This is a genomic window from Gluconobacter albidus, assembly GCF_002005485.1.
Taxonomy (GTDB): Bacteria; Pseudomonadota; Alphaproteobacteria; order Acetobacterales; family Acetobacteraceae; genus Gluconobacter; species Gluconobacter albidus.
Genome location: NZ_CP014689.1, coordinates 181,141 through 206,696, shown reverse-complemented (window position 1 = coordinate 206,696; position 25,556 = coordinate 181,141). Strand labels below are relative to the sequence as shown.

The following is a 25,556-nucleotide window of genomic DNA, read 5'->3' as shown; positions in this document are numbered from 1 at the left end:
CCATTCTCAGGCCTTCTGCAGGCCCGGATTGCCACGCTCAACCGCAAAGCTGGCATAGGTGGACAGCCTGCCCCCCGGCACCATGACCCGATCAATGGTCTTCAGATCAGCGTGCCATACTTCCGGCCCCACATCGCACAGAACGTAACCGCGCTTGTCGGTCGTGGCTTTCAGATGCGGGTTCTCGCTGCGGGCGATGCGGCTGAAATGATCGTCATCGCCCAGACCATCCGCTCCCGATGAAATGGACGTCGCGAGAAACTCCACCGAAACCGGTTTGCCGCGCCCCGGCTCGATCAGCAGATCTCCGGCGAAGTGCCGATGCGCGTCTCCGGTCACGTTCACCACATTGCCTGGGCAATGCGTGTCGATGAAGTCCAGCAGGCGCTTGCGGCTGTAAAGATAGCCCGACCACTGGTCCATGCTGTAGGTCAGCTCGGAATGGGCGGACTTCCGATGCGCCAGATCCATGACCATGACCTGATGCGCCAGCAGGTTCCATTTCGCATCCGACCGCCCCAGACCATCAAACAGCCACTGCTCCTGTTCCGCGCCCATCATGGTGCGCTCGGGAGACCAGACGTCCTTGCCCTGCGCGGCATTTGTGTCACCATACGCCTGATCGCTGCGGTACTGGCGCGTATCCAGCACGAACATGTTCATCAGATCGCCAAAGGTGAAGCTGCGATAGAGATGCATGTGGCTGCCATCGGGAATGGACGTCGCCCGCAGTGGCATGTTCTCGTAATACGCCTGTAGTCCGACCGCCCGGCGCAGACGGAAAATCTCCGGCGGCGTGCCGTCCTGATCCGTATCGCCAGCCCAGTTGTTGTCGATCTCGTGGTCGTCAAAGCTGACAATCCACGATGTCGCCGCATGGGCGGCCTGAAGATCCGGATCCAGCTTGTACTGGGCATAGCGGCGGCGATATTCGTCCAGGGAGTAACATTCCGGCCCGACATGACGCCGCAGCACATGCGCCTTGCGCCCGTCGATATCCCGCAGATGATCGCCGCTATCCGCGCCTTCGTAAATATAGTCGCCATAATGGAACACAAAGTCGATCGGCTCATTCGCGACGGCGCGCCAGGCGGTGTAGTAGCCATATTCGTAATGCTGGCAACCGGCTGCGGCAAAGCGCACGCGCGACAGCGTCGCGCCCGGCATCGGCAGCGTACGCCCCCGGCCAACCGGGCTCTGATAGCCGGCAATGTGAAAGCGGTACCAGTACGGCCGGTCCGGCCTCAGCCCCGCAACCTCGACATGAACCGAATGGCCAAGCTCCGGATGGGCGAGCGCCTGTCCGCTCTGCACGGGTTTCGAGAACGTTTCGTTCTCGCTGACTTCCCATCCCACCAGAACCGGTTTGAGAGCCTCCATACCGCCTGCCTCTTCCAGCGGGTCGGGTGCAAGGCGCGTCCACAGCACCAGACCGTCCGAAGCCGGATCGCCGGAGGCCACGCCAAGCTGGAACGGGGTGGCCGTGAAAGTCGGATTTTTATCCAGATCCCGCGGGACGGCAGCCCGCAGCGCACGGACGCGCGTCGAGAGGAGGAGACCCGCACCAAGGCCGGTCAGCAGGCTTCTACGTTTCATGAACACCATGCAGCAGTTCTTTCCTACGAAGCCCGGCTCCCTGCGGAACCGGGCTTCCAGAGGTCTTTGGACACACGCCCTCCGCTCTGTGGACACATGAAATGAAGATTTGCCCACTCCCCCAAACGCCATTTCATGAAACTGTCACGAATACGGCCGGTCGAATTCCCTAAACGCTGTTGCGCCGCAGCCCGGAGGGGTCCTTTCAGGGCGTGGTGATTCGGAAACATCCAGAAACGGGAACATGGATGCGCTGTCAGCAGGAATGGTTGCGCCTTTATCGCAGGGTGCGTTCCCGGACCCGTCGGGATGATGCGGACGACCACCTTCAGAACGCTCTCATGAGCTATTTCGAGCGTCCCGAAGGCAGCGTGCAGCATCAGGATGCCTATATCACCCGGAGCGCCGTGAATTTTTCTCTCAACGCGATCCGTCGCGAACGGCAGGGCTGCGTACAGGCGGCAGACGACTTCGAGACGCTCGTCAATGTCGCCGATCCCGCGCCCTCGCAGGAGGACATTTACGAATCAACACAAAGGCTGGCGCATTTTCATGAAGGCTGCGAACAGCTCCCGGACCGGACCCGACAGATCTTCCTGATGAACCGTGTGGAAAAAATGAAGTACAGCCATATTGCGCAATCGCTGGCGATCAGTGAAAGCAGCGTTGAAAAACATATCGCAAAGGCGCTGATCTTCCTTTCAACATGGATGGATCACTGAAATACCGATCTGATGGATGTCATCAAACTCCGCGCGGCAGAATGGATTGCACGCCTCCATGCCGAGGACTGCACGCCCCTCGACCATGACATGTTCCGCGACTGGCTGGCGAGCGATCCCCGGAACGGACCGGTTTTCGAACATCTGACGGAACTGTGGGAACTCTCCGGAGGCGCGCGCACGCCCCACGTCGTTGCAAAACCGGTTCAAACTGCCCGACGCCCCGTCCTCAGTCGGCGTCATGCGCTGGCCGGACTGGTGGCAACGGTCTTTCTGGCCGTTCCCCCGTGGGAGGGCGCACATGCGCGCCGGATCGAGGAGACCGGGATCGGAAGCATCCGCGATGTCCACCTCACGCCCCGGACGGATTGCCGCCTCGACACCCAGACGCGCCTCGTAGTGGGGCCGAACGGACAGCAGGCGCGGCTGTGTCACGGGCAGATCCTGCTCTCGGTTGCAGGGCCGGACCCGTTTCATCTTTCCGCCGATGGCATGACGGTACAGCTTCATGACCAGACCTCTGCCGATATCCGCATCAATCGCGGCAATACGGAAGTCACGGCCATCCGGGGCAAGGTGTTCCTGACCGCCGCAACCCTGCGTGAAACGGGACGCTGGGTGATGCCCGGACAGCGCCTGCGGATGTATCGCAACGGAGGCTGGAACATTGATTACCCCGATCTGGAGACGCTGCTCTCCTGGCAGGGGGGCGAACTGGTGTTCCGCAACCAGCCACTGGCGGACGTCATTCAGGAAATCAACCGCTACGCTTCACGCCAGATTGTCCTGTCCGCGCCGCGCCTGGCGTCGCAGCGCCTGAGCGGCGTGTATCACGTGCGTCAGGGGGATGCGTTTTTGCAGATGCTCCCGCATCTTCTGCCCCTGCGGATCCGCCCGGCCCACAACACGTATGAAATCATCGCTTTGTGACGTTTCGATGAAAACCGCTGCATAACGCTGAGGTTTTTGGTTTTTCATCTGTCTTCCTGTTGAGACCGCTTTCAGGCCCGACGACAGGAAACGAGCCCCATGACCCCGCCCTCCCGTTACCCCCGCCGCACCGTTCTGCTTCTGTCGGCAGGCGCGACCATTCTGACGCACTCGCTGTCCAGCGCTTTCGCCGCACCCGCCGCTCCGGTGCACATCGCGCCGCAGTCCATGGCGCAGGCCCTCGTGACGCTGGGGCATCAGACGGGCCGCAACATCATCTTCACCTCCGATGCCGTGGCCCATCTGCGCGCCCCTGCCGTGGACGGCACGCTGTCGCCCGACGATGCGGTCAGGCGCCTGCTGCGGGGAAGCGGACTGAAGGCCGAGGCCATGCCGGATGGCGGCGTCATCATCCGCAAGGACCCCTCCGCGCGCCCAAAGTCGCAGCGCCTGCGTGAAGCGCAGGCGCATGACATCGAACAGATCGTCGCCACCGGCCACCGCACACGCTCGGTCATGAGTGTCAGCGGCGACGAAATGCAGACGCTCATGCCGGGCCAGAGCCCGATGCAGGCGCTGGATCTGCTGCCGGGTGTCACGTTCACCAACGTCGATCCCTGGGGGAACAACGAACAGAACTCCAGCATCTACGTCCATGGTTTCAACCAGAACCAGCTCGGCTACACGATGGACGGCGTGCCGCTCGGCGCCGGGGCTTACGGCAACTATAACGGCCTGTCCCCGCAGCGCGCAGCGATCAGTGAAGACATCGGATCGACATCCCTGTCGTCAGGCGCCGGTGCGCTGGGCACGGCTTCGACCAGCAATCTGGGCGGGACAATCGAATTCACCACGCGCGATCCGAAGCAGAAGGCCGGTGCCACGATCAACCAGACCTTTGGCAGCTATTCCACATTCCGGACATTCGCGCGGGTCGATACGGGCAATTTCGGCAACGGCAATTCCGCCTATATGGCGTTTGCCCGTCAGGACGCCCGTCCGTGGAATCTTGGCAATGCCAACCGGCAGGGCGGTTATCAGGTGAACGGAAAATTCGTCCATAAGGGCGAAAACACAACCATCACTGCCTATTTCGACTGGCAGAACAAGGCCGAGCCGAACACGCAGGGTCTGACCGCCCCGACCGACCTGTATGCCCGCGGGGCCTTCTTCCCTGATCTGAACGCCGCCATGGCGGGATACCCGGCTGAGAGCTCCACAAAAGCCGGCCCGGCGACGCCCAACAACAAATATTACTTCTCCGCCGCACAGCGGACCGATTACCTGACCTATCTGAAAATTTCCCACCGGTTCTCCCCGAACCTGAACTGGGACAACCAGCTTTACTTCCACTATGACGACGGTGCAGGCGTTGTCGCGACCTCCATTCGCACGAATGCAATCCTGACGATCCTAGGCTCCTATCTCGACCCGACCGGCACGAAATACATCAAGAACGGGCAGTTCACCTACAGCGTCGCGGGTATTGATCCGAAGGTCTGGAACGCCACCGGCGGCACGGGTTTCGCCGTCCGCACCACGGAATACAGCGACTATCGCGGCGGTCTGATCAGCACGCTGCATTATCGTCTCGGCCATCACAACATCGAGCTGGGTGGCTGGTATGAGCGCAACAACAACGAACAGGGCCGCTACTGGTATCCGCTGACGCAGAACGACACGCTGACGCCTTATACACGGCCGACCAACCCGCTGTTCACGCAGTGGAACAACGCGTTCTACACCAACACCTTCGTCACACATCTTCAGGACAGCTGGAAGGTGACGTCACGCCTGACGCTGACGGCGGGCTTCAAGTCCGAGATGGTCTATACGAACGGCACCCTCCCGGTGGCCGCCCTGCCGCAGTCCCTCGCCTCTTCGGTGAAGGGAGCGAAAACAATCGTCGATACCAGCACCCACACCGTCGCGGGCGGCACCATTCCGTCTTACAAACCGTTCCTGCCCGCTTTCGGTGCATTGTGGAATGTCACACAGCACGAACAGCTCTTTGCCAATATTCAGGAGAACATGAACTCCTTCGCCGCCACCGGCTACGGCTCGACGTCTCCGTGGGCCGTGTCCGATCAGGCGGATTTCGAGAAGTTCAAGCGCAGCGGCAAGCCGGAAACGTCCTGGACCTATGAAACCGGCATCCGCACCAGCCATCCGATCAATACGCGCATCCTGACCGGGATCAGCGGACAGCTCGAATATTATCACGTCGATTTCTTCAACCGCCTCGGCACCATTTCACCGCCGGGTCAGGGCATTTCAGGCGTCGGCAATACGGTGGCGAACCTCGGCAGCGTCTCGACAAACGGCATGGACATGTCGTTTACGCTGCGCTTCGGACCGCATTTCTCGATCTATGACGCCGTGTCCTATGTCAGCAGCATCTACGGCAACGACTTCATGGATGGCGCGACGCTCTATGCCACCAAGGACAAGAAGGTTCCGGCCATTCCGGCATGGTCCGACAAGTTCGCCGTCAACTACAATCAGGGCGGCTTCAACGCCCAGTTCAGCGGCAGCTATATGGGCGTCCGTCCGGGGACCATCACCAACAGCGTCATGGTGCCACCGCGCGTGCAGCTCGCCTTCAGTTCCAGCTACACGTTCCACCAGATCCCACACATGAACAGTCTCAAGCTCCAGTTCAACGCCAGCAACCTGACGAATGCGCGCTCCTGGTCCACGATCGCCGCCGGCGACGCCAACACCTATACCGGCTACCCCACGGCTCCGCGCATGTTCTTCGGAACAGTGTCCGCAGCCTTCTGAACACAACACACCCCTTCCCCGCTTTCTCCGGGGAAGGGACACAGGTTTCAGGAACGCGCCGGCAACGGGCTGAACTTCCAGACATTTTCGGTAGCCGGACACCGTCCTTTCAAGCCCCCTGGGACCTCCCGGCTTTCCAGACGCCGGATCTCGTAAGCCTCGCCATAGACCTCGCGCACAAAACCCTCATCCACGGAAAACGGCGGTCCCTTCAGGCGGGACTGATCGTATGCCAATGTCACGAGCAGCTCTGGCACGGGGCCGGTCAGGGCAAGAAGACCGGCGACATAAGCCCGGCGCAGATCTTCTGGCAGGGCAATCAGCGCGGCACGGTCATAAATGGCCTCCACCGGGCCAAGGACCTCCGGCGTCAGATCGAAAATATTGCCTGCAAAAACGCTGATGGCACCGGCTGAGAAACACCGGAGCAAACCTGCCTGCACAACATCGGGCGTGACGCCGAGATCATCGAAAAAACGCCTGACCGCGATATCGCTGAGTTCACATCCGATCACCCGATACCCCTGCCCCGCAAGCCAGACCATGTCCTGACTCATGCCGCACAGAGGCACAAAAATCCGCGCTCCGGCAGACAGGTCCAGCGCGGCGATATGGCGGGTCAGAAGCGGATTGCCCCCCGCTTCATGAAAGCCCGTCTCTCCCCGTTCCCATTTTTCCTGCCAGAAAACGGCATTCGACGCGACATCCATAAATCCGGCTTTCTCCCTGCTTTTCACGGCTGAGACTGTGCCGCCTTGGACAGGAGAAGCAATGGCATGTGCTGGAAAAATGTGAGAAAAGCCCCCCATGGTCATGCTCACCCCCTCCCAGCGGCAGGCGCTCGATGAAATCATTGCCGCCCATGCCGCAGGACGGCCGACGCATCTGCTGACAGGATATGCGGGCAGCGGCAAAACGACGCTGATGCAGGCCGTGGCCCGGCATTTCATGGGCGAGAAAAAGGTGGTGGCCATCACAGCCCCCACCCACAAGGCCACCGCCGTCCTACGCTCGAAAGTGGACCGGGACGTGGACTGCCGCACCATCCAGAGCCTGCTGAGCCTCCAGCCCTCCTCGCAGGGCACGACCACAACCCTCGTGCGCTCCAAGCGGCCGCAGACGATCGCCGATGGCATCGTGATCGTCGATGAATGTTCGATGCTTTCGGCGGAACTGATGAACTGGATCCGCGATCTGCTGCGCTACTGCTTCGTGCTGTTCGTAGGCGACCCGGCACAGCTTCCGCCTGTTGGAGAAGCCGCCTCCCCCTCGTTTTCCGTGCCCTCCCGCTCCCATCTCGACACCGTCGTACGACAGGCGGCAGGCAATCCGATCCTCGAAGCCGCGACCCTCATCCGCCAGAGTCAGGGCAGTAAAGCCGACTGGAGCTGGGTCCGCGATGCCCGTCAGGAACAGACCGGCCTGTTCCTGCCCAAGGATGTGGAAAGCTGGGTCCGCAAGGCGTTCCTGTCCGATGCGTTCGACGCCGATAACGACTGGTGCCGCTATCTGTGCTGGACCAATGCACGGGTGCATCAGATCAACCGGATGGTCCGGCTCTGGCGTTATGGCGACGAAACACCCACCCCCTTCATGCCCGGCGAACGCGTGGTGTCCCGCGCACCGTTTTCCATCCAGCAAGAAGAAAGCGGCCCACGTCAGGCCATCGCCACGAACGAGGAAGTCCTCGTCATGGACATCAAGCCCGGTCGGCTGTCCTACAAGTTCGAGCTGTGCAAGGACGTTCCAGCCTGGGTCGCCGATCTGGCGTCATGGGAAGTCACGCTGCTAACGATGGCGGGCGAGGAAATCACCGGCCATATCGTGCAGAACCCGAAGGATCTGGAGGCCGTGGACCGGCGTCTGGTGCAGGAAGCGAAACAGCAGCACCGACGCTGGAGTCACCGTTTCGCCTTCCACAACGCCCTGCTCCAGCTTCAGGCGATCTATGCCATGACGGTCCATACGGCGCAGGGCAGCACGTTCAAAAACGTGTTCGTGGATCTCGGCGACATCGGCCGTCGCGCCCGGCAGAACCCGCTGGAGACGCAGCAGCTCTGTTATGTGGCGGTCACGCGCGCGACGGACATGGTGTTCCTCGTCAACACGGCGGGTCTTTCCGCACAATAGGCCGCGACGCCCAGAGCGACGCCAGAATGGACCCTGAAACATTGTGCCAGACGGAGAAAACCGCGCCCGGAAGTGCGGCCAGCGGAGAGAAATAAAGCCGCCCCAGCGTCGCAGCCAGGCCGGAATTCTGCATCCCGACTTCCAGCGCCAGAGTCCGGCAGACACTTTCATCAAAACCGAGCAGCCGTCCGCCCCAGTAGCCCCCCAGCAGCCCGATCCCGTTATGCAGGATGACAGCCAGCAGCATGATCGGACCAGCCTCTTTCAAAGACGGCCCCACCCCCGCGACAATCGCCCCGATAATGAGCAGGATTGACACCATGGCCACCAGCGGAAGTGCAGGCTCGACCCGGCGAACCGCCCGATGCCAGAACGTGTTGAGCACAACCCCCGCCAGAACGGGAAGTGCCACCATCGTCACGATACTGCGAAACAGCGCCCAGCTATCCACCGCAACGCCCGCCGAGACATAGAACCGCACCAGAAGCGGCGTCGCAACGATCCCGACGAGCGTTGAAAACGCACTGATGCTGACGGAAAGCGCAACATCCCCACGTGACAGATAGATCATGACGTTGGACGCCGTACCACTCGACACGCACCCTACCAGCACCATGCCCGTCATCAGCGCAGGCGACAGTCCCAGCAGATGCGCGATCCCCCACGCCGCAAGCGGCATGACGAGATAGTGCAGCCCCACCCCTGCCAGAACCGGCGCGGGCCTGCGGAGAATTCGCCCGAAATCGGCCGGGGTCAGGGAAACGCCCATCGTGAACATGACGAACGCCAAAAGCGGCGTGATGACGGGAACGAGTGTCAGAAACGGTCCGGGCAGGAGAAGGGCAAGCCCGGACACCACAATGGCCCAGAGCGGAAAAAGACGCGTCATCACTGCCGCAGAATCATTTCGGAAAAGCATTTTTCAGGAGACATATCACCCGACATCATGGAGATAACAAAAACGTTCCTATGCAGGAAGCCCGCGGATCCGTCACCTTTTTCCATCACAGACCCAAGGAATACCCAGCCTGAAAAATGCCATTAACCTCAAGGTAAGGTCGGGATGTCTTTATTATCCCCTTGAGGAATCGAAGACTGTCTATCAGCTTTTTCGGGAGTGGCCCGTGCAGCCTGTTCAATAACCCATGCATCATCAATGACTCCTGATCCGCCTACTCTGCTTGGGTACAGCACGGTTATTTTCCTGCTTCTGGGCATTCACTTCATCCTGGCCGAGTTTTCCGGCAGACGATGGTCCCGCATGGCGTGGTATGGAGCCCCGTTCTTTCTGGGGGCGGTCTCCGGCCTGTTCTCGACTGTCCAGTCCCTTCTGCCGGGACAGTGGGGACCACGGATGATCTCCCTATTCATGATCATGGCCTACGGAGCCGCATGGCAGGCCATGCGTATCATACTCGGCTACCGCCCGCGGCTTCTGCCGGTCCTGCTGGCCTGCTTCATCTTCTTTGTCCTTTCTGTACTTTCTGCCCGAACAGGGCTGTTCCATGTGCTCAGCACGGCCTTTCGCCTGACCACGCTTGCCCTGCTCCACGTTTTCGCAGTTCGGGACCTCAGACATCCCACCCAGATCAGAACGCCCGCACGACGCAGCTTACAGAAGCTTCTGATCCTCTATGCAGGGTTTTATTTCCTGCTGGTGGCGCTCGTTGTGTGGATGCCGGCCCCGCTGGGCGCTGCTCCGGCCACCATCTGGGCGGTTGCGAGTTATAATTTCCTGACCGTCATCGAAGTAGCCCTGTTCGCTCTGGGCATGATCGCCATTCCCTGGGAGCAACTGGCCTTCCAGCAGCAGGAACTGATCCTTCAGGACCCTCTTTCAGGAGGCGGCAACCGCCGGGCCTTTCAGGCATGGCTGGAAAATGACGGAAAAAACTGCGCCCACGAAGCGCTTCTCATGGTCGATATCGACCATTTCAAAAACATCAACGACGTGCATGGCCACGCGATCGGGGATCAGATCATCATCGCCATGGGTCGTGTCTGTAAAGATCTCCTTTACCCCACAACAACACTGTTCCGCATTGGCGGAGACGAATTTGTCGTTGTTTTCCAGTGCGGCAGTGTTGACGAGATGCTCGCCACGGCCCAGCGCCTCCGCAACGCTTTCTCAGCCGAAACGCATGTGATCGGAGAGGAAGGCATCACTGCAACACTCAGCATCGGCGCGGCCCTGTGCCCCGGGACGGGCATCAGCCGGACAGATCTTCTGGCCCGGGCCGATAATGCCCTTTATGCCGCCAAGCAGACAGGCCGAGACCGCGTGGTGCATTTCGCACACGAAGAAAACCCTTCCCCGCCTGACATTTCCGACACGTCCACACCATGCCCCTGACGGTCCGGATCTTCACTCTTTCCTGAGTGCTGCAGCCCGGACTTCGGCGGTTGTAAGCAGAAGCTCCCTGTACCGGGCCAACCCGGCCCAGCCCAGCGCGACGAGCAGCGCCGCAACCGAGAAGGTCGCAACCCAAACCGGAATTGCCGTGGAGGCACGCTCCGCAACACACACACCCAGCACCACGGGAGGCAATACAAACCGGAGAGCCCGTGTCCTCTGAAGCCATGCAGGTTTCTGAAGGCGCGCAAAACGCAGCATTTTCGGCTCATGACAGGCCTGCAGCAGCAGAAACAGGCTCCATAGAAATATACACAGAGCGATCATCACAGCCGGCGCGCCATCTGAAATGAGACGAAGGCCAGAAACAGCGCCACCAGATCCGTTGCGGCGAAAACCGTCGGGACATGAAAAAACGCAACACCCGGTCGGGTCGCAAGGTCTAGTGGGGTCAGGAAAAAACCCAGTCCTCCCAGACAGAAAAGCTGGATTTTCCAGCCCTGAAGCGGACGACCAAAAAGACTCCATGCCATTCCGGAAACGACACTGAGCACCCAGACAGCCAGAAAAACGTGCCCTTCAGCCAGTGGGCGGTCTGGCAAAGAGATGGGCAACAGACGGTTGGCCCAGAAAAAAGCAAGCGCGCCCATCGGCAGACCTACAACGCTGCCAATGGCCAGCCCCTCGGCGATCCGGAACATGATCCGCTCCCCCGACTGACGGCGACGTTTCATCAGGAAAATGATGGACCCGCTCGCGAACATGACGGCGCCCATGGCTCCCAAGAGGAAATACAGCCACCGCATACCCACACCCGTCCAGCGCGCATAATGCAGCCCTTTCAGAACCTGTTCCGTATGGGTGATGGCGCCGGGCAGCAGGACATGACGCAGAACATGACCGTCCACCGGGCTGAAATCGACATGCTCGCGCGTCAGCAACGGACCAGAAGAGTCAGTCCGCGAGACGAGGATGGTCTGCGGCTGGAACAGGATATATCCGGTCTGGCCGGCCCCAATCGTACGTTCAGCCTCCGCCACGAGCGGAGCCAGCGGCGGAAAAGCTTCTGGGATTGGAACGGCTGGTTTTTCGGGCCTGTGAGCCGCAGACGGAGCAGAGACCCGGAAAGCGTTTTCAAGGGATGCGAGATAGGACACGGGCGGAAAAAGCGTCCGTGCACGGATGAAGGTCCCGCTATAGGCCATGAGGAGAATGAACGGCAGGAACACAACAGCCGCCACCACATGCACGTCCAGCCATGCCCGTAGCCTGGCGGCAAAAGGACGCAGGAGCATCAGATCCGAGACAAGCCCCTTCAGGTGGATGATGATGCCCGAGCCGATCGTCAGCAGAAGCGCCAGACCCGCAAACGCAACAACCGTTTCTCCGTAAACGCCGGAACGCATCGTGTAATGCAGGTCGTAAAAGAACGTTCCCCCCGCCGTCGCACGGACATTCAGACGCTCTCCGGTCTGTGGATTGTACGGAACGGTCAGGAATTCATGCCCGTCATGATGCTCAAGACGCAGATAGGGATCCCGCGCGGAAGGCAGGGTTACGAACGGCTTTTCGCCCTGCGCGAGCAGGTCGTGCACGGCCGGGAGCACATGGTCCAGAGACCGGGGAGAAAATGCAGCGGTCTGCGGTGGAGCTTCGGGCTGGAGCCATCGCGTCAGTTCGGTGTCGAACACCGCCAGACAGCCTGACGTAAAAACGCAGAACAGCAGAAGCCCTGCGGCAAAACCGACCCAGGCATGCAGCCATCCCATCCGGGTGCGGAGCGTATCCTGCATCAGGGATGCAACAGGACGGCCAGAAGGGCCACAACGCCGACGGCCCCGGCAATGATCCCACCGCGCAACGGATTGCGTGCTCCGAAAGCCAGCAGAAACAGCAGAGGAAACGCGGCAACGGCAATCATCTGCCCCAGAACCGTCGCATCATGCCGCACGGAGGGGCCCCATTTCAGGGCGCCCAGCGTGATGAAATGCGCCGCCATCCAGACCAGCACAAATACCGACACCGCCCGCCAGATCCACCGACGCGCTGGCGATGACATACGGCCCCCGGAACGACGGGGGCGTACGACTGTGGAGGCTTTGACGGTCATCAGAAATTCGAGCGCAGGGTAAACATGAAATTCCGGGGCTCACCGTAATAGTTGTAATAATAGAAATTGCCGAGGCGCTGATAATAGCGCGTATTGGAGATGTTGTTGAGATTCATTGTCAGGGCCAGATAGCGGTTCCACTGATATCCGACCTGCGCCGAGGCCGTGATGTAGCCGGACTGCGTCACGAGGCGGTTGGTGCCGAATGTCCCGCTCTGTGCATTGATGCCGCCCCCGATGCTCCAGATGTTTTTCTGCGCCCCCTGGTAGGGTTCGAACCGGTAATGCGTCCAGAGTTTCCACAGATGGCGCGGCGAGTTCCCGGCATAGGTGAGACCTGCATTCGAGGGCGTACCATCATCAACGATGCGGTTGTCATTATAGGTGTAACTGGCGTTGATGTCCCATCCCGGCAGAGGCCGGCCGATCACTTCGGCTTCCGCCCCCTGACTGCGCGTTTTGCCCGCTGCAACGTAACAGGTGGCGGTATGGCTCGGCCCACAGGTCGGGTCCAGATCGCTGTTGGCGATGGCGTCGTTCCGCTGCACGATCTTGTATCCCGCCAGAGTGAAAGTCAGCATCTGGTTGAACAGGGCACCTTTCATGCCGCCTTCAAGCTGCCCGCCCCGTACCGGCTGAAGCTGGCGCCCATCCACACCATAGGCGGACTGGGGGCTGAACGTGTCCGTATAGCTGGCATAGAGGGTGATGTGAGGCAGGAGGTGGTAGACCAGCGCGGCATAGGGCGTAAGGATGCCCTGCTGGTCAATGGACGTGCTGGTCACGGCACCCGGCACCAGATCGCGCGATTTCTGTACATATCCGCTGATACGACCGCCCAGCGTCAGGAAAATGCTCGGCATGAGCTGAAAGCGCCCCTGTCCGTACACTCCCCACTGTTCGGTCGGCTGCCAGCTGCGGCTTTTGACGGAGGGAAGAATGGCGCCTGAAATTGCGCCATAGTCGCTGATCGGCAGACCGGCCAGAGCGGCGTTCGTGCGAGAATTGACGCTTGCCCCGCCGCCTTCATAGACATAGCGGTTATAATTCGTGCCGATCATGAGCGTATGCGTCCGGTTCAGCAGGTGCAGCGGTCCGGTCAGATACCCGTCCACACCGTCATTGGTCTCGCTGTAAATGGAGCGGGCCGCCACATAATTCGCTGTCTGGGACTTGGCATTATAGGCGTTGATATAGCTGTATTGCAGATCGGTATCGGCCGTTCTGTGCCGCCCTGTGACACGCCCGACCCAACCCGCGCCAAACCGCCGTTCGAGCTGCGCCATGACCTCGGTCGTAGGCACCTGCCCCTTGTTCCAGTCCGACCCAATGAACGTATTGCGCGGCAGATTGAGGTCCGCGCCCGTCCCGCTCATCCGCGGCAGCCCCATATAGCGGGTCGTGTCGTTGGACTGCGACGTGACGGAAACGGTCAGTGTGGTGTGGCGGTCAATATGGATGTCCGTCACGCCATAAATCGTCCAGCGACGGTCATAGGCGTTTTTATAGAAAAAATCGCGGTCGGTCCCGGCCATGACAAGGCGGGCGGACACGATTTTCGAGTTTCCGATCGGACCCCCCACATCAACCGTGGCGTGATAGTTGTCCCATGATCCGGCACTGAAAGACGCATTTCCCTGAAATGTTTCGGTCGGGCGCTTATGAACGAAATTGACACTGCCACCCGGCGCGCTCGAGCCCTGCAACACGCCATCCGGGCCGCGCAGAACCTCGATCCGGTCATAAATCGCAAGATCGAACTGCTGGGAAAACTGGAACCCACCGGTCGCGGGCGATCCGTCATACTGCGCGGCCAGCGAAAAACCACGGGAAGAAAATCCCGCCGTACCATCGCCATACAGATTGACGTTGACGCCCGCGACCTGTTTGAGCGCGTTATCGACCGTGAAAAGATTCTGGTCCTTCATCTGCTGCGTGCTCAGGACGGAAATCGACTGCGGCACGTCCTCTGGCCGTAGCAGCATGCGCGTCGTGGACACCGCACGCACGGTATAGGTGCCGGTACCGTCCGTGGCGGCGGTTGCACGATGTCCATGAACCAGAAGCTGTTCAACACTACCGGGGACATCCGAATCAGACGCAACGGCAGAACGCCCCTGAAGGGAGGGCTTTTTCTTCGCAGGCGTCCCGTTCTGCTCCTGTCCCGTCGCAGAGAGATCCGCAGGCGCGGTCTGCGCCACAGCCTCCTCCCATCCGCCGGACAGAAGTGCGATCACATACAGGGTTTTTCTGAACCCCGTTCCCTGGCGGGAACGCGACGTCATATTATTCCCTGCCTGCATCATCCGCACTTTCAAGTGATCGTTTACCGGTGCCTTCCCACAGAAGGACTGATGCAAGCCTATATGAGAATAGTTCTTATTAACATAGAGGCATTCCGCTCATTCCGGCAAAAAAAGCCATTATGAAAACATACGAAACACTTTCAGCCCCCGATACGGGAGGCGGGTACGGAAATCCCCTTCCGGACATCTGCCAAAACGGATCACCGAATCCGGAATATCATACCGGAAAAACGAAACCGGACATCTTCATAAATCCCTGCAAAACCGGGCCCTGCGGACCATTCTGCCACCCTGCGAACAATCATGATCGCACGCTGAATTTTTAGGTTTCCGTGATGCGCCCGAAGTGCCAAAAGCCCTCGCGTTCGGGACGCTCAGGTCACCGTTCCAGTCAGGAAGTGCATCGTGTTCAAAACGCTCTCCGGTCCGACCATTGCGGGTCTCTGCGCCCTGTTCGCGTCGACCTTCATTGCCGTGACGACCGAGGTTGCTCCGGTGGGTCTGCTGATCGACATGGCCAAGTCCTTCAACATCACCGAAGGCCATGCCGGACTGGCCGTGAGCGCCTATGCCCTGCTTGTCGCTTTCGGGGCCGTCCCCATCACCATCGCCACGAGCCGCATGAACCGCAAGATGCTCATGATGCTCTGTCTTGGCGGATATGTCGTCTCCAACCTGATTTCCGCCATGGCACCAAGCTTCGGTGTCCTTTGCATCGGCCGGGCACTGGGCGGCCTGTCCCATGCGCTGCTGATGTCCATTGCCGCCGCCTACACCGCCCATCTCGTACCCGAACGCATGACAGGCCGCGCCATTTCGTTTGTTTTTGGAGGGACGTCGCTGGGTTCGGTTCTGGGCGTTCCCGGAGCCGCCGCGATCAGCCAGCTCACAAGCTGGCGCGTGGCGCTCTACGTCATCGCAGCGCTGGCCGCGATGCTGACGATCTTCATCGCGCTCTACCTACCACCCGTTCGCGGAGCCGATACCAAGGCCCTCAAGGTCCCGACCATCCGGTCGCCACATGCCGCGCGGATTTTCGGCATCGTGATCGGCGTGAACGCCATTTTCTTCTTCGCGCATAACCTGCTCTATACTTACGTCTCCCCGCTGCTTCTGGCGCATGGCCTGCCTGAACACCTGTTGAGCATTGCGCTCCTCATCACGGGCGTTGTCAGCATTTTCGGTCTGTGGGCGGCGGGACAGGTCGTGGATCGCTGGCCTGCGGGCGGGCTGTTCGGCGGCGGCATCGCCATGCTGACCGGCATGACCCTGGTCTATGGACACCTGCTGTCCGCCTGGCCAAGCGTTGGGGCAGTCGGGCTGTGGTGCATGGGCTATGCCGCCATCATTCCCTTCGTCATGTCCGGCGCCATCCGTGCCCGGGCGACCAGTGCGGATGTGGCGGGCGCTGCCGTCAACAGCAGCAGCAATATGGGCATCCTGCTGGGCTCGGCGATTGGCGGCCATCTTCTCAATACACTGGGATTTGCGGTGCTCTGTCCCGCCTCCGTCGTAATCGCACTGGGGGGTATCCTGCTCGCGGCTTTCAATCCGGCCGCCTTCCCCCGACGGCTTCAGCACGACTGATGCAACGTGGCTTCGATTGAGTTGGAGAATTGTTTTTCAGGATATAGTCTGAACCGAATTGATGTCAGCACCAACAGTACACAGGGTATTCGTCGTGAAAAAAGAAACATCCGCAGTAGTACTCTTTGTAAAAGACGAAGCCCATGACATCATCGCATGGTTATCTTGGCACATCTCTTTGGGGTTCGACAGGATTTTCGTCTATGATGATCAGTCCTCAGACGGCACTTTTGACATAGCAAAATCCTGCGCCGAAATTTATGGCGTCGAAGTCTTCAGGACATCTGCGATCCCCGGTTCTTACCACGACAGAAAACAGAACAGCTATTTTGACGCCATCGGAAAAGCCAGAGGCCGCTACGACTGGATCACCATGCTCGATAGCGACGAATATGTCAGCATTGATGGCTCTGATGACATCAATGCTTTTCTGGGCAACTTCAGCGAGACCGATACCGCCATTGCCCTGAACTGGTGCATATACGGAAGTTCAGAGAAAATTCTGAAGGACAGGGTCCCTACCTATCAGGCCTTCACCTACAGATCCAAAGCCGATTTCGAGGACAACACCCTCGTCAAAAGCTTCGTAAGGCCCGAGGCCGTCGATCCTGCCGTCAGATCGTCTCACAGGTTCGGCCTGTCCTACGGCAATTATGTGGATGCTCTGGGACGGCCCGTTGAATGGACGTCTGAAGAAACGAAAGCGGTTGTCTGGGAAAAAGCCAGAATCAACCACTATATCTGCCGATCGCGGGAACATTTTGTCGAATGGTTCAGAAACCGCCCCGACCCCGAAACATCACACGGCCCTGATTACTGGTCCCATTTTGATCGCAACGACAGTCATGCACCCCAGGATCCGGACCGGGTGACTGCGGCCAATGCCGTCTGTGCCAATATCAAGAAGGCCGTCTTCCATGCGTCCATGCATGATTTCCTCGTCCGGGGAAACTCTCTGGAGCGGGGAAGAAACCCCGTATTGCCCACCAGAAAAACAGAATTCTTCCACCTGAAGAACTTTCGGGGTGACGATCTTTCCGTCGACAGGATTGATGGATATCTCAGCCAGGGAGAAGGGAGCGAACAGGTTCTGGCCGCAATCCCGTATGCCGGCAACAGGATCTGGATTTTCAGAGATCCCTCTCTTGTGTCTTCAAATATCCATTTTCACATCAAAAATTCTTCCTGCCATACATATTGTTACGACCTAGAGTTCGAATCAAACGCGATGGATGCCTCCATCTTCATAAAATCTCCAAAAACCGGGAAATATCTGACATCTCCGTCCGAGGGGAGCAGACTGGAATTCACGGAGGACGGTGCCGAGGATCAGAGAAAATTCCATTTTTCGGAAAAAGTATCAGACACGACATTCCACGGCGAAAATGAATATTCGGAAGCCGACATGGTTTATTATATCCTCAATTCCGGAGGATCGTTTTCATATGAGGAATTTATCCTGAAATTCGCCAATCTGAACCGCGCGGAAATGGAAAATCTCAGGAATTTATTCGGACAGCAGATCAGGGCCATCCTCTGAAAAGACGCTCACCCGGCGTTGCGGAAACGCGCCTCAACTCCACAACGCGCAGCCCTGATGGCCTCGGGCACATTTTGTCCTCTGGCCAGTCCGGCTGCCAGACCACTGGCGAGCTGACAGCCCGTTCCCCTCAGCTCGAAGGAAAAGCGCGGTGAGCGGAAGGCCAAGGGACAAGAGCCTGCCGCGTACAGGATATCCTCAGAAACCGACGACGGCAGATCGTGCCCGCCTTTCAGCAGAACACTCCGACAGCCCCGGGACAGCAGCACGTCCACAACCGCCTCGCGCTCCGAGGCCGGATCCATCCCCAGGGCAGCCGCCAGCGCCGCCAGTTCCGGCAGATTGGGAGTCAGGACAGTGGTTCGGGGCAGAAGCAGCGCGATCATAGCCTGTACGCCCTCCGGAGCCAGCAGCGCATGACCGGAGCTTGAACAGAGCACCGGGTCCAGCACCACCGGCACATCTGGCAGAAGCGCTGCAACAACACGGATCAGAGGCGCATTGAACATGGCCCCGATCTTGACGGCACCGATCCCCGTTTCCAGCGCCGCTTCAATCTGCGCGGCCAAAAGAGCGGGCGCGACGGGCTCTACCGCCAGAACGCGACGATCCGTCTGGGCCGTAACGGCAGTGACAGCGAGGCGTGCGGTCTGCCCGGACGCCTGAACGGACAGCAGATCCCGCGCAAGACCAGCTCCCCCGCTGGAATCCATCCCGCCGATCAGAAGAACAGGGCGCTTCATCGTCCCGTCGTTGCAATGAAGGCAGGACCACCCGCCTGTGTGGAAAAGCGTTTAGCAGCCCGCCAGGCCCGCAGACCACTGGCACAGACGAAAACGGTCCTGCCCATCCCCTTCGCCACCGTTTCCGGGTGCTCGATCGGCCCGCGAACGGCCCAGGACACGGAGGGCGGTCCCTGTTCCTCCAGCCCCCGCAGATCGAAAACGCGGTCGTCCGCGCGGATCTCCTCAAGCCCGAGAATGAAAGGGCCATCGCCTTCGGAGGAAACCGCAGCATCAAACCGGAAAGACGAACTTCTCCAGCGTTCCAGATCCAGCGTCATGATCTGCCCCAGCGGAGAGGGCTGCGTCTGAAGCAGAACGGAGAGCACCATCTGCGCCTGTATGGCCCCGAGCACCGCAACAACAGGCCCCATCACACCGGCTTCCGCACAATTCGGCAGAATGGCGGGAAGATCCGGGAAAACAGCCCGGTAATCCGGTGCCGTACCACAGAACCCACCCGCATAGCCCGACCGCCCAAGCACCGAAGCACTCACGAGGGGAAGACCCGCTTCCACACACAGATCGGACAGCAGATAGGTGACGGCCACGCTGTCCGCCGCATCCACGACAACGGACACATCCGTCAGGAGGCTCCGCGCCAGTGTCGGCTCCAGACGCTCCGCCACAGGCACGATCTGACAGTCCGGATTCAGATCCGACAGCCGGTCGGCCACGCAAGCGGCCTTGAAGCGGCCAATATCGTCCATGCGAAAGAGCGTCTGGCGATGCAGGTTGCTCTCATCCACACGATCATGATCGACCACCGTCACCCGCCCGCATCCGGCTCCGGCAAGCGCAGGGAGAACAGTCGCACCCAGCCCTCCCGCGCCCACCACCAGGATATGGGCTTTCAAAAGGCGCTTCTGGTCAGCTTCCCCCTGGGGGAAAAGCCCGGTCTGCCGCATATAACGGCTCATCGTCTGTAGGCCTGCGTCGCGGCGACCCATTCCCGACACCGCGCCACCGGGTCTTCGGCCTGCTGGATGTCCGTCACAACGGCCGCGCTGTCCGCCCCCGCCGCAAAAACCCCTTCAAGGCGCTCCGGCGTGAGGCCACCAATGGCGACAAGCGGCGTCTCTCCGGCGCGGGTTTTCCAGTCCCGAACGCGCTCCAGCCCCTGCGGCCCCCATTTCATTTTCTTCAGAAGTGTCGGATAGACGGGGCCGAGTGCGACATAGGCCGGTTCGTAAGACAGGGCCCGTTCGAGTTCCGCCGGGTCGTGGGTGGACAGTCCGAACCGGATCCCCACACGCCGCAGAGCCTCAAAATCGGCGGTCTCCATGTCTTCCTGCCCGAGATGGATAAAATCGCACCCCAGTTCCAGTGCAAGACGCCAGTAGTCATTGATGACAAGCTGCGCGCCATGTGCCGCGCACAGCGTCCGCGCATGACGGATCTGACGGCGCAGTTCCGCCTCTGTCATGTCCTTCAGCCGAAGCTGAACCAGACGCACGCCACAGGGCAGCAGCGTTTCCAGAAACGCAACGTCGCCCACCAGAAGATAAAACGGATCAAGCACTGTCATCACGACAGCTCCGCCAGACCGAAAACGGGTGTCGAGGCGCAGGCCATGTCCCGTCTGGGCATCAGCCCGGCCTCGAACGCTTCCCGCCCCGCCTGAATGGCGCGACCGAATGCCCGCGCCATGGCCGCCGGGTCCACGGCCTTGGCCACCGCCGTATTGAGCAGAATGGCGTCCAGCCCCATCTCCATGGCCTGCGCCGCCTGACTGGGCGCTCCGATCCCGGCATCCACAACCAGCGGAATCCCGGCGAAATGCGCCCGCATGGTCCGCAGACCTTCAGGATTGCGCAGCCCCTGCCCCGATCCGATCGGCGCGCCCCACGGCATCAGCACCTTGCATCCGGCTTCCAGAAGTTTTTCCCCCACGATCAGGTCTTCGGTCGTGTAGGGAAACACCTCGAACCCCTCCGCACACAGCACACGCGCGGCTTCGACAAGCGCGAACGGGTCCGGCTGGAGTGTGTCGGCATGGCCGATGACTTCCAGTTTGATCCACGATGTTCCGAACACTTCGCGCGCCATGCGGGCCGTGGTGACGGCTTCGCGGGCCGTATGACACCCCGCCGTATTGGGCAGCAGGCGGCATCGGCTTTCGGACAGGATGTTCCGGAACGCCGCACCCGCAGCGCCCTCCCGCCGCAGCGAAACCGTGATGATCTCCGCGCCGGACGCCTCGATCGCCTCCAGCAGAACCGCGGGCGACGGATACTGCGCCGTCCCGAGCATCAGCCGCGACGTCAGATCAACGCCATAAAACATGTCAGCCTCCCTGCATCGGAGACAGGACTTCGACCTTCATGCCTTCGTCCAGACGGGTTGCCTCACGCATGGAACGGGCAATGAAATCGCCGTTCAGGGCCGTGGCCACGCAGGGGGCTTCAAAACCCCGTTCGATCAGCAGGTCGGCCAGCGTCCGGGCCTGTGTCCTGACGATCTCGCCGTTCAGATCAATCCGCATGCGCATAAATCTCCGCAAGTTCTGCCGCCAGCCGCTCGGCGCAGACGGGCGCCATCAGGAAACCGTGGCGGTACATCCCGTTGACGTAACTCCGCCCCCCGACATGGCGCACGGCCGGAATATTGTCCGGAAAGGACGGACGCAGCCCCGCGCCCAGTTCAAGGATTTCAGCCTCGGCAAAGCCCGGATGAAGCGTGTAGGCCGCCGAAAGCAGTTCCATCGCCGCTCGCGCGGTCACCGGGCCGGGCCGGGCGCTTTCCACCATGGTCGCCCCGATCATGTACCGATCCCCATCCCTTGGCACGACGTAACAGGGAAAGCGCGGATGCAGCAGCCGGACCGGCCGCGTCAGCGACACGTCCGGGGCATGCACGATCAGCATTTCCCCCCGCACGCCGCGCAGATCGGCGAGACTGTCCCGCGACGTCAGTCCCCGGCAGTCCACGACATGACCGCACGGCGTCCCGGAACGGAAGGTCACGCCTTTCGCCAGCAGGCTGTCACGCAGACTGGCAAGCGCTTTGCGCGGGTCCAGATGCGCTTCGGTCGGGAAAAACAGTCCGCGCGCAAATCGCCCCTCCAGATCCGGCTCCAGATCGCCGGGGACGACCCAGTCGTGCTGCTGCGTGGCACGCGCAAAACGATCCAGTTCGGCACCATCACGCGGCGGGGCGACGACAAGCGTGCCACGCTTTGTGACATCCGGAACATGGGCCGCCCACCAGTTCACCGCCGCCTGCCCCTGCGCCACGATCAGGTCGGGCGCGCTTTCTCCCTCGCAGAACGGGGCCAGCATTCCCCCCGCAAACCGTGACGCCGCCTCTGGACTGCCCTCCGGGACGATGACTTCCACGTCAAGACCCCGGTCGGAAAGGGCCGTGGCGCAACACAGCGCCGCAACCCCCTCCCCCAGGACGGAATGGATCATTCCGCCGGTTCCGTCACGGGAACATAAAGCGCCCCGCCTTCCCGGAATTTCCCGGCCATTTCTTCCATTCCAGCCTGTTTTTCCGCTTCTGCCCGGATGTCATGGGAGATCTTCATCGAACAGAATTTCGGCCCGCACATCGAGCAGAAATGCGAGACCTTGTGCGCCTCTTTCGGGAGGGTCTCGTCATGCATGGACCGCGCCGTATCGGGGTCCAGACCAAGATTGAACTGGTCTTCCCACCGGAACTCGAACCGCGCGCGGGACAGCGCATCGTCACGCATCTGCGCGCCTGGATGCCCCTTCGCCAGATCCGCTGCATGGGCTGCAAGCTTGTAGGTGATGACGCCGGTTTTGACGTCATTGCGGTCCGGCAGGCCCAGATGTTCCTTGGGCGTCACATAACAGAGCATCGCCGTGCCGAACCAGCCGATCATGGCCGCACCAATGGCGGAGGTGATGTGGTCGTAACCCGGCGCAATATCGGTCGTCAGCGGGCCAAGCGTGTAGAACGGTGCCTCGTGGCAGTGCTCAAGCTGCTTGTCCATGTTGGCCTTGATCTTGTGCATCGGCACATGCCCTGGCCCTTCGATCATGACCTGACAGTCCTTCGCCCAGGCGATTTTCGTCAGTTCGCCAAGGGTTTCCAGCTCCGCGAACTGCGCGGCGTCATTGGCATCCGCAATCGAACCGGGGCGCAGTCCGTCTCCCAGCGAAAACGACACGTCATAACGGCGGCAGATGTCGCAGATTTCATCAAAATGTTCGTACAGGAAGCTCTCGCGATGATGATGCAGGCACCATTTTGCCATGATGGAGCCACCACGGGAGACAATGCCCGTCACGCGACGCGCCGTCAGCGGGATCATGTGCAGGCGGACACCGGCATGGATGGTAAAATAATCCACCCCCTGCTCCGCCTGTTCGATCAGCGTATCGCGGAAGATTTCCCATGTCAGGTCTTCCGCAATTCCGCCAACCTTCTCCAGCGCCTGATAGAGCGGAACCGTCCCGATCGGCACGGGCGCGTTGCGAATGATCCAGTCGCGGATGTTGTGAATATTGCGGCCTGTCGAGAGATCCATGACCGTATCCGCGCCCCAGCGGATGGACCACACCATTTTCTCGACTTCTTCTTCCATCGAAGACGTCACGGCCGAGTTACCGATATTGGCATTGATCTTCACAAGGAAGTTACGGCCAATAATCATCGGTTCGAGTTCGCGGTGATTGATATTGGCGGGAATAATGGCGCGACCCGAGGCAATTTCCTGCCGCACGAATTCCGGCGTCACGAAATCCGGAATGCTGGCTCCGAAATCCTCGCCGTCGCGCGCTTCTTTCAGGGCTTCCGTCCGGCCGATATTCTCGCGGATGGCGACGAATTCCATTTCCGGCGTGATGATCCCCGCACGGGCATAGGCCATCTGTGTGACAGCGCGATCTCCAACAGCCCGCAGGGGACGACGCTGCTGCGGAAAGCTCGGTGTCAGCCGGTCACCCTGTGCAAAACCGTTATCAGCTGCCGTGATCGTCCGCCCTTCATACTCTTCCACGTCCCCACGATCGCGAAGCCAGTTTCCCCGGCTGTCCGACAGGCCCTTTGCGATGTCGATGCTGACGGAGGGATCGGTATAGGGGCCTGAACTGTCATAGACATTCAGCGGACATTCACCCGAAACCGCAATCTGCCGGAGCGGCACCGCGATGTCATGATGCATGCCCCGGACATGGATCTTGCTGGAGGCCGGCAGAGGGCCGGTCGTAATAGCGGGAATGGAAGCGTTCATGTGGTGTCTCCTCAAGCGCACTCGAAAAGACCCAAGAAACGTGAGGCAGAAAGGGAGCCGCCGCCCCCAGTGCCCAATAACGGACACGGAAAAGGCCAGATCGGCCCGAGAGGGACACGCCCTCCGGTCTTCCTACGCCAGCATCAACTGGGTCAGGTTCAAAGGGTCGCCTCACCGTGGCGCCGGTTTCCCGACGTCACCAATTGGCCTCTCAGTCCCCTGGGCGGGACTCCCCTGACAGGCGCGACAGTGCTGGAGAAGCGTCCGAAGATCAAGTGCAGAATGGAGCACACATTTCCTTGATCCAATGACGGACGCTTCATCACGCGAGACCCCGGACATGTGTTGCAGACGCAGAAGAACGATCATCAAACCGTCACACACACAAAGCCAAACGCTCCCTACAAGGTCATTTCGCAAAACGTCCGATCGGATCGCCCTGCCGTGCTTTCACACAAGCTCTTATGGTCTGCTGTTCTGGGCGCATGTGCCTGCGTTCCGCTGAAGGCCTATGCCTGGGGGGAGAGAGCGCATTCCCTCATCGACAGCACCGCAATCAACGCCCTTCCGGATGACGGACCGACTTGCCTCAAAAAACAGGTCTCGCTGATCGCGGATTCGGCCAGCGTTCCGGATAGCTGGCGGGCTGCGAGCGAGCCGTTTTCAAAGATGGCCGAAGACCCCAATCATGGCTGGTTTCGCGAACAGTCCGCTTTTCTGAAAACGATCCCCCGCTCGCGCGTCGCCTTTATTCTTGCGCTGTACCGCGAACATGAACGCCTCGAAGCCCTCGGCTCGCCCGAAGCAAAACGCATGAACGTCCGCTGGGCCGGTACACTGCCTTACGCCGTGGTCGAAGGATACGAACACCTCGTCGCAGATATGCGCGCGATCCGCGAAGCGCAGGCTGCCGGACATGATCCATCGGCCCTTCAGACCGATACCGCCTTCATAGTGGCCTGGATGGGGCATTACGTCGCCGACGGATCGCAACCCCTGCATGTCACGATCCATCATGACGGCTGGGTTGGCCCCAACCCGCATCATTATACCCGAGACCATAATGTCCATGGCCGTTTCGAGTCCGATTATGTCGAAATGATCAACCTGACCGAACGGGACGTGCAGCAGCACCTCGCACCACTCGGGCATCAGAGTGGCGACGTCTTCGACCTCGTTCTTGCCTATCTCGCGCAGTCACACCGGGATGTCGAAACGGTCTACGCTCTCGACCAGTCCGGCGCCCTCAAAGACCCGCAGAACAAGGCTGCGCGTCACCTGGTTTACGAGCGCACCGCAGCGGCGGCGGCCATGCTGCGCGACCTTGTCTATCGGGCATGGCGGGAGAGCGCCCTGCCGCCCGAGACGTCAGCGCAGCCCGACCCGGCAGACCCGGAAAGCCCCGGATATGATTCCGCTTCAGGGACAGTACCCGCCGCGCGCTCCCCCTCTCTTCCTCCGTCCGTCCGTCCCTCTCCGGCTGGCTGAAACCGGCCCGGTTCGGGGCAGGCAT

At 60.4% G+C, this 25,556-nt stretch carries 22 protein-coding genes and 1 riboswitch; of the genes, 8 read left to right on the top strand and 14 right to left on the bottom strand.

Features of this window, described 5'->3' with window-relative positions:
• Positions 1 to 6 precede the first annotated feature (6 nt).
• Complete coding sequence (locus A0U94_RS00850; RefSeq protein ID WP_077802158.1) at positions 7 to 1,605, bottom strand: alkaline phosphatase D family protein; 1,599 nt, start codon at positions 1,603 to 1,605, stop codon at positions 7 to 9.
• Positions 1,606 to 1,844: 239 nt separating this feature from the next.
• Here A0U94_RS00850 and A0U94_RS00845 point away from each other — a divergent pair, with 239 nt between their 5' ends.
• The 3 genes from A0U94_RS00845 (at position 1,845) to A0U94_RS00835 (ending at position 6,032) form a co-directional block, all read left to right on the top strand.
• Entirely contained in the window at positions 1,845 to 2,318 is a 474-nt protein-coding gene (locus A0U94_RS00845) for an RNA polymerase sigma factor (protein ID WP_077802157.1), read from the top strand.
• A 12-nt stretch (positions 2,319 to 2,330) separates the two neighbouring features.
• Entirely contained in the window at positions 2,331 to 3,248 is a 918-nt protein-coding gene (locus A0U94_RS00840; RefSeq protein WP_077802156.1) for a FecR family protein, read from the top strand.
• 99 nt (positions 3,249 to 3,347) lie between these two features.
• A complete protein-coding gene (locus tag A0U94_RS00835; protein WP_077802155.1) occupies positions 3,348 to 6,032 on the top strand; it encodes a TonB-dependent receptor in 2,685 nt (894 codons plus the stop codon).
• Positions 6,033 to 6,079: 47 nt separating this feature from the next.
• Here A0U94_RS00835 and tmpT read toward each other — a convergent pair whose 3' ends face one another.
• Positions 6,080 to 6,742, bottom strand: coding sequence for a thiopurine S-methyltransferase (tmpT, locus tag A0U94_RS00830; RefSeq protein WP_077802154.1), 663 nt, complete (start codon positions 6,740 to 6,742; stop codon positions 6,080 to 6,082).
• A gap of 97 nt (positions 6,743 to 6,839) precedes the next feature.
• Between tmpT and A0U94_RS00825 the strand changes: the two genes are divergently transcribed.
• Positions 6,840 to 8,162, top strand: a complete 1,323-nt coding sequence (locus A0U94_RS00825) for an ATP-dependent DNA helicase (RefSeq protein ID WP_077802153.1) — start codon at positions 6,840 to 6,842, stop codon at positions 8,160 to 8,162.
• Here A0U94_RS00825 and panS read toward each other — a convergent pair.
• The gene (gene panS, locus A0U94_RS00820; protein ID WP_077802152.1) at positions 8,134 to 9,054 is read right to left on the bottom strand and encodes a ketopantoate/pantoate/pantothenate transporter PanS; all 921 of its coding nucleotides are present in this window, start codon (positions 9,052 to 9,054) and stop codon (positions 8,134 to 8,136) included. The genes A0U94_RS00825 and panS overlap by 29 nt on opposite strands.
• Positions 9,055 to 9,318: 264 nt before the next feature.
• Between panS and A0U94_RS00815 the strand changes: the two genes are divergently transcribed.
• The gene (locus tag A0U94_RS00815; RefSeq protein ID WP_077802151.1) at positions 9,319 to 10,515 is read left to right on the top strand and encodes a GGDEF domain-containing protein; all 1,197 of its coding nucleotides are present in this window, start codon (positions 9,319 to 9,321) and stop codon (positions 10,513 to 10,515) included.
• 12 nt (positions 10,516 to 10,527) lie between these two features.
• Here A0U94_RS00815 and A0U94_RS00810 read toward each other — a convergent pair whose 3' ends face one another.
• The 4 genes from A0U94_RS00810 to A0U94_RS00795 all read right to left on the bottom strand — a co-directional run bounded on the left by A0U94_RS00810 (position 10,528) and on the right by A0U94_RS00795 (position 14,910).
• The gene (locus tag A0U94_RS00810; protein WP_149026632.1) at positions 10,528 to 10,776 is read right to left on the bottom strand and encodes a hypothetical protein; all 249 of its coding nucleotides are present in this window, start codon (positions 10,774 to 10,776) and stop codon (positions 10,528 to 10,530) included.
• Between the two features lie 65 nt (positions 10,777 to 10,841).
• Positions 10,842 to 12,308, bottom strand: coding sequence for a PepSY-associated TM helix domain-containing protein (locus A0U94_RS00805; RefSeq protein ID WP_077802149.1), 1,467 nt, complete (start codon positions 12,306 to 12,308; stop codon positions 10,842 to 10,844).
• Complete coding sequence (locus tag A0U94_RS00800; RefSeq protein WP_077803761.1) at positions 12,308 to 12,574, bottom strand: hypothetical protein; 267 nt, start codon at positions 12,572 to 12,574, stop codon at positions 12,308 to 12,310. Before A0U94_RS00800 ends, A0U94_RS00805 begins: the two co-directional genes overlap by 1 nt.
• A gap of 50 nt (positions 12,575 to 12,624) precedes the next feature.
• A complete protein-coding gene (locus A0U94_RS00795) occupies positions 12,625 to 14,910 on the bottom strand; it encodes a TonB-dependent siderophore receptor (protein WP_077803760.1) in 2,286 nt (761 codons plus the stop codon).
• A 423-nt stretch (positions 14,911 to 15,333) separates the two neighbouring features.
• On the opposite strand from A0U94_RS00795, the gene A0U94_RS00785 reads away from it, so the two are divergent.
• Both A0U94_RS00785 and A0U94_RS00780 read left to right on the top strand, forming a co-directional pair.
• Complete coding sequence (locus A0U94_RS00785) at positions 15,334 to 16,518, top strand: MFS transporter (protein WP_062109312.1); 1,185 nt, start codon at positions 15,334 to 15,336, stop codon at positions 16,516 to 16,518.
• Positions 16,519 to 16,612: 94 nt separating this feature from the next.
• Complete coding sequence (locus A0U94_RS00780) at positions 16,613 to 18,058, top strand: glycosyltransferase family 2 protein (protein WP_167369333.1); 1,446 nt, start codon at positions 16,613 to 16,615, stop codon at positions 18,056 to 18,058.
• Positions 18,059 to 18,066: 8 nt separating this feature from the next.
• Here A0U94_RS00780 and A0U94_RS00775 read toward each other — a convergent pair whose 3' ends face one another.
• Genes A0U94_RS00775 through thiC form a run of 7 tightly spaced genes read right to left on the bottom strand, consistent with a single transcriptional unit; the run spans position 18,067 to position 24,043 of the window.
• A complete protein-coding gene (locus tag A0U94_RS00775; RefSeq protein ID WP_077802146.1) occupies positions 18,067 to 18,801 on the bottom strand; it encodes a hydroxymethylpyrimidine/phosphomethylpyrimidine kinase family protein in 735 nt (244 codons plus the stop codon).
• Positions 18,798 to 19,760 (bottom strand): HesA/MoeB/ThiF family protein, encoded by a 963-nt coding sequence (locus A0U94_RS00770; RefSeq protein WP_244178035.1) that lies wholly within the window; start codon positions 19,758 to 19,760, stop codon positions 18,798 to 18,800. The genes A0U94_RS00775 and A0U94_RS00770 overlap by 4 nt, the downstream gene beginning before the upstream one ends.
• On the bottom strand, positions 19,757 to 20,368 hold the full coding sequence (locus tag A0U94_RS00765) for a thiamine phosphate synthase (RefSeq protein ID WP_077802144.1): 612 nt from the start codon (positions 20,366 to 20,368) through the stop codon (positions 19,757 to 19,759). Before A0U94_RS00765 ends, A0U94_RS00770 begins: the two co-directional genes overlap by 4 nt.
• Positions 20,368 to 21,126, bottom strand: coding sequence for a thiazole synthase (locus tag A0U94_RS00760; protein ID WP_077802143.1), 759 nt, complete (start codon positions 21,124 to 21,126; stop codon positions 20,368 to 20,370). The genes A0U94_RS00765 and A0U94_RS00760 overlap by 1 nt, the downstream gene beginning before the upstream one ends.
• Position 21,127: 1 nt before the next feature.
• Positions 21,128 to 21,325, bottom strand: coding sequence for a sulfur carrier protein ThiS (gene thiS, locus A0U94_RS00755; RefSeq protein ID WP_077803759.1), 198 nt, complete (start codon positions 21,323 to 21,325; stop codon positions 21,128 to 21,130).
• The gene (locus tag A0U94_RS00750; RefSeq protein ID WP_077802142.1) at positions 21,315 to 22,253 is read right to left on the bottom strand and encodes an FAD-dependent oxidoreductase; all 939 of its coding nucleotides are present in this window, start codon (positions 22,251 to 22,253) and stop codon (positions 21,315 to 21,317) included. Before A0U94_RS00750 ends, thiS begins: the two co-directional genes overlap by 11 nt.
• Complete coding sequence (gene thiC / locus A0U94_RS00745) at positions 22,250 to 24,043, bottom strand: phosphomethylpyrimidine synthase ThiC (protein WP_077802141.1); 1,794 nt, start codon at positions 24,041 to 24,043, stop codon at positions 22,250 to 22,252. The genes A0U94_RS00750 and thiC overlap by 4 nt, the downstream gene beginning before the upstream one ends.
• A 112-nt stretch (positions 24,044 to 24,155) precedes the next feature.
• A riboswitch (TPP riboswitch) is annotated at positions 24,156 to 24,289 on the bottom strand.
• Between the two features lie 198 nt (positions 24,290 to 24,487).
• On the opposite strand from thiC, the gene A0U94_RS00740 reads away from it, so the two are divergent.
• Complete coding sequence (locus tag A0U94_RS00740; protein ID WP_077803758.1) at positions 24,488 to 25,531, top strand: phospholipase C/P1 nuclease family protein; 1,044 nt, start codon at positions 24,488 to 24,490, stop codon at positions 25,529 to 25,531.
• Positions 25,532 to 25,556: the final 25 nt, after the last annotated feature.

What these genes read in the sequence shown, in the direction of transcription:
- A0U94_RS00850 (WP_077802158.1), bottom strand. Translation starts at nt 1,605, where the DNA reads ATGGTGTTCATGAAACGTAGAAGCCTGCTGACCGGCCTTGGTGCGGGT.
- A0U94_RS00770 (WP_244178035.1), bottom strand. Translation starts at nt 19,760, where the DNA reads ATGAGCCGTTATATGCGGCAGACCGGGCTTTTCCCCCAGGGGGAAGCT.
- A0U94_RS00805 (WP_077802149.1), bottom strand. Translation starts at nt 12,308, where the DNA reads ATGCAGGATACGCTCCGCACCCGGATGGGATGGCTGCATGCCTGGGTC.
- A0U94_RS00795 (WP_077803760.1), bottom strand. Translation starts at nt 14,910, where the DNA reads ATGACGTCGCGTTCCCGCCAGGGAACGGGGTTCAGAAAAACCCTGTAT.
- A0U94_RS00760 (WP_077802143.1), bottom strand. Translation starts at nt 21,126, where the DNA reads ATGTTTTATGGCGTTGATCTGACGTCGCGGCTGATGCTCGGGACGGCG.
- A0U94_RS00825 (WP_077802153.1), top strand. Translation starts at nt 6,840, where the DNA reads ATGGTCATGCTCACCCCCTCCCAGCGGCAGGCGCTCGATGAAATCATT.
- A0U94_RS00775 (WP_077802146.1), bottom strand. Translation starts at nt 18,801, where the DNA reads ATGAAGCGCCCTGTTCTTCTGATCGGCGGGATGGATTCCAGCGGGGGA.
- A0U94_RS00750 (WP_077802142.1), bottom strand. Translation starts at nt 22,253, where the DNA reads ATGATCCATTCCGTCCTGGGGGAGGGGGTTGCGGCGCTGTGTTGCGCC.
- A0U94_RS00815 (WP_077802151.1), top strand. Translation starts at nt 9,319, where the DNA reads ATGACTCCTGATCCGCCTACTCTGCTTGGGTACAGCACGGTTATTTTC.
- A0U94_RS00835 (WP_077802155.1), top strand. Translation starts at nt 3,348, where the DNA reads ATGACCCCGCCCTCCCGTTACCCCCGCCGCACCGTTCTGCTTCTGTCG.
- A0U94_RS00840 (WP_077802156.1), top strand. Translation starts at nt 2,331, where the DNA reads ATGGATGTCATCAAACTCCGCGCGGCAGAATGGATTGCACGCCTCCAT.
- thiC (WP_077802141.1), bottom strand. Translation starts at nt 24,043, where the DNA reads ATGAACGCTTCCATTCCCGCTATTACGACCGGCCCTCTGCCGGCCTCC.
- thiS (WP_077803759.1), bottom strand. Translation starts at nt 21,325, where the DNA reads ATGCGGATTGATCTGAACGGCGAGATCGTCAGGACACAGGCCCGGACG.
- A0U94_RS00845 (WP_077802157.1), top strand. Translation starts at nt 1,845, where the DNA reads ATGCGCTGTCAGCAGGAATGGTTGCGCCTTTATCGCAGGGTGCGTTCC.
- A0U94_RS00765 (WP_077802144.1), bottom strand. Translation starts at nt 20,368, where the DNA reads ATGACAGTGCTTGATCCGTTTTATCTTCTGGTGGGCGACGTTGCGTTT.
- A0U94_RS00800 (WP_077803761.1), bottom strand. Translation starts at nt 12,574, where the DNA reads ATGTCATCGCCAGCGCGTCGGTGGATCTGGCGGGCGGTGTCGGTATTT.
- tmpT (WP_077802154.1), bottom strand. Translation starts at nt 6,742, where the DNA reads ATGGATGTCGCGTCGAATGCCGTTTTCTGGCAGGAAAAATGGGAACGG.
- A0U94_RS00810 (WP_149026632.1), bottom strand. Translation starts at nt 10,776, where the DNA reads ATGCTGCGTTTTGCGCGCCTTCAGAAACCTGCATGGCTTCAGAGGACA.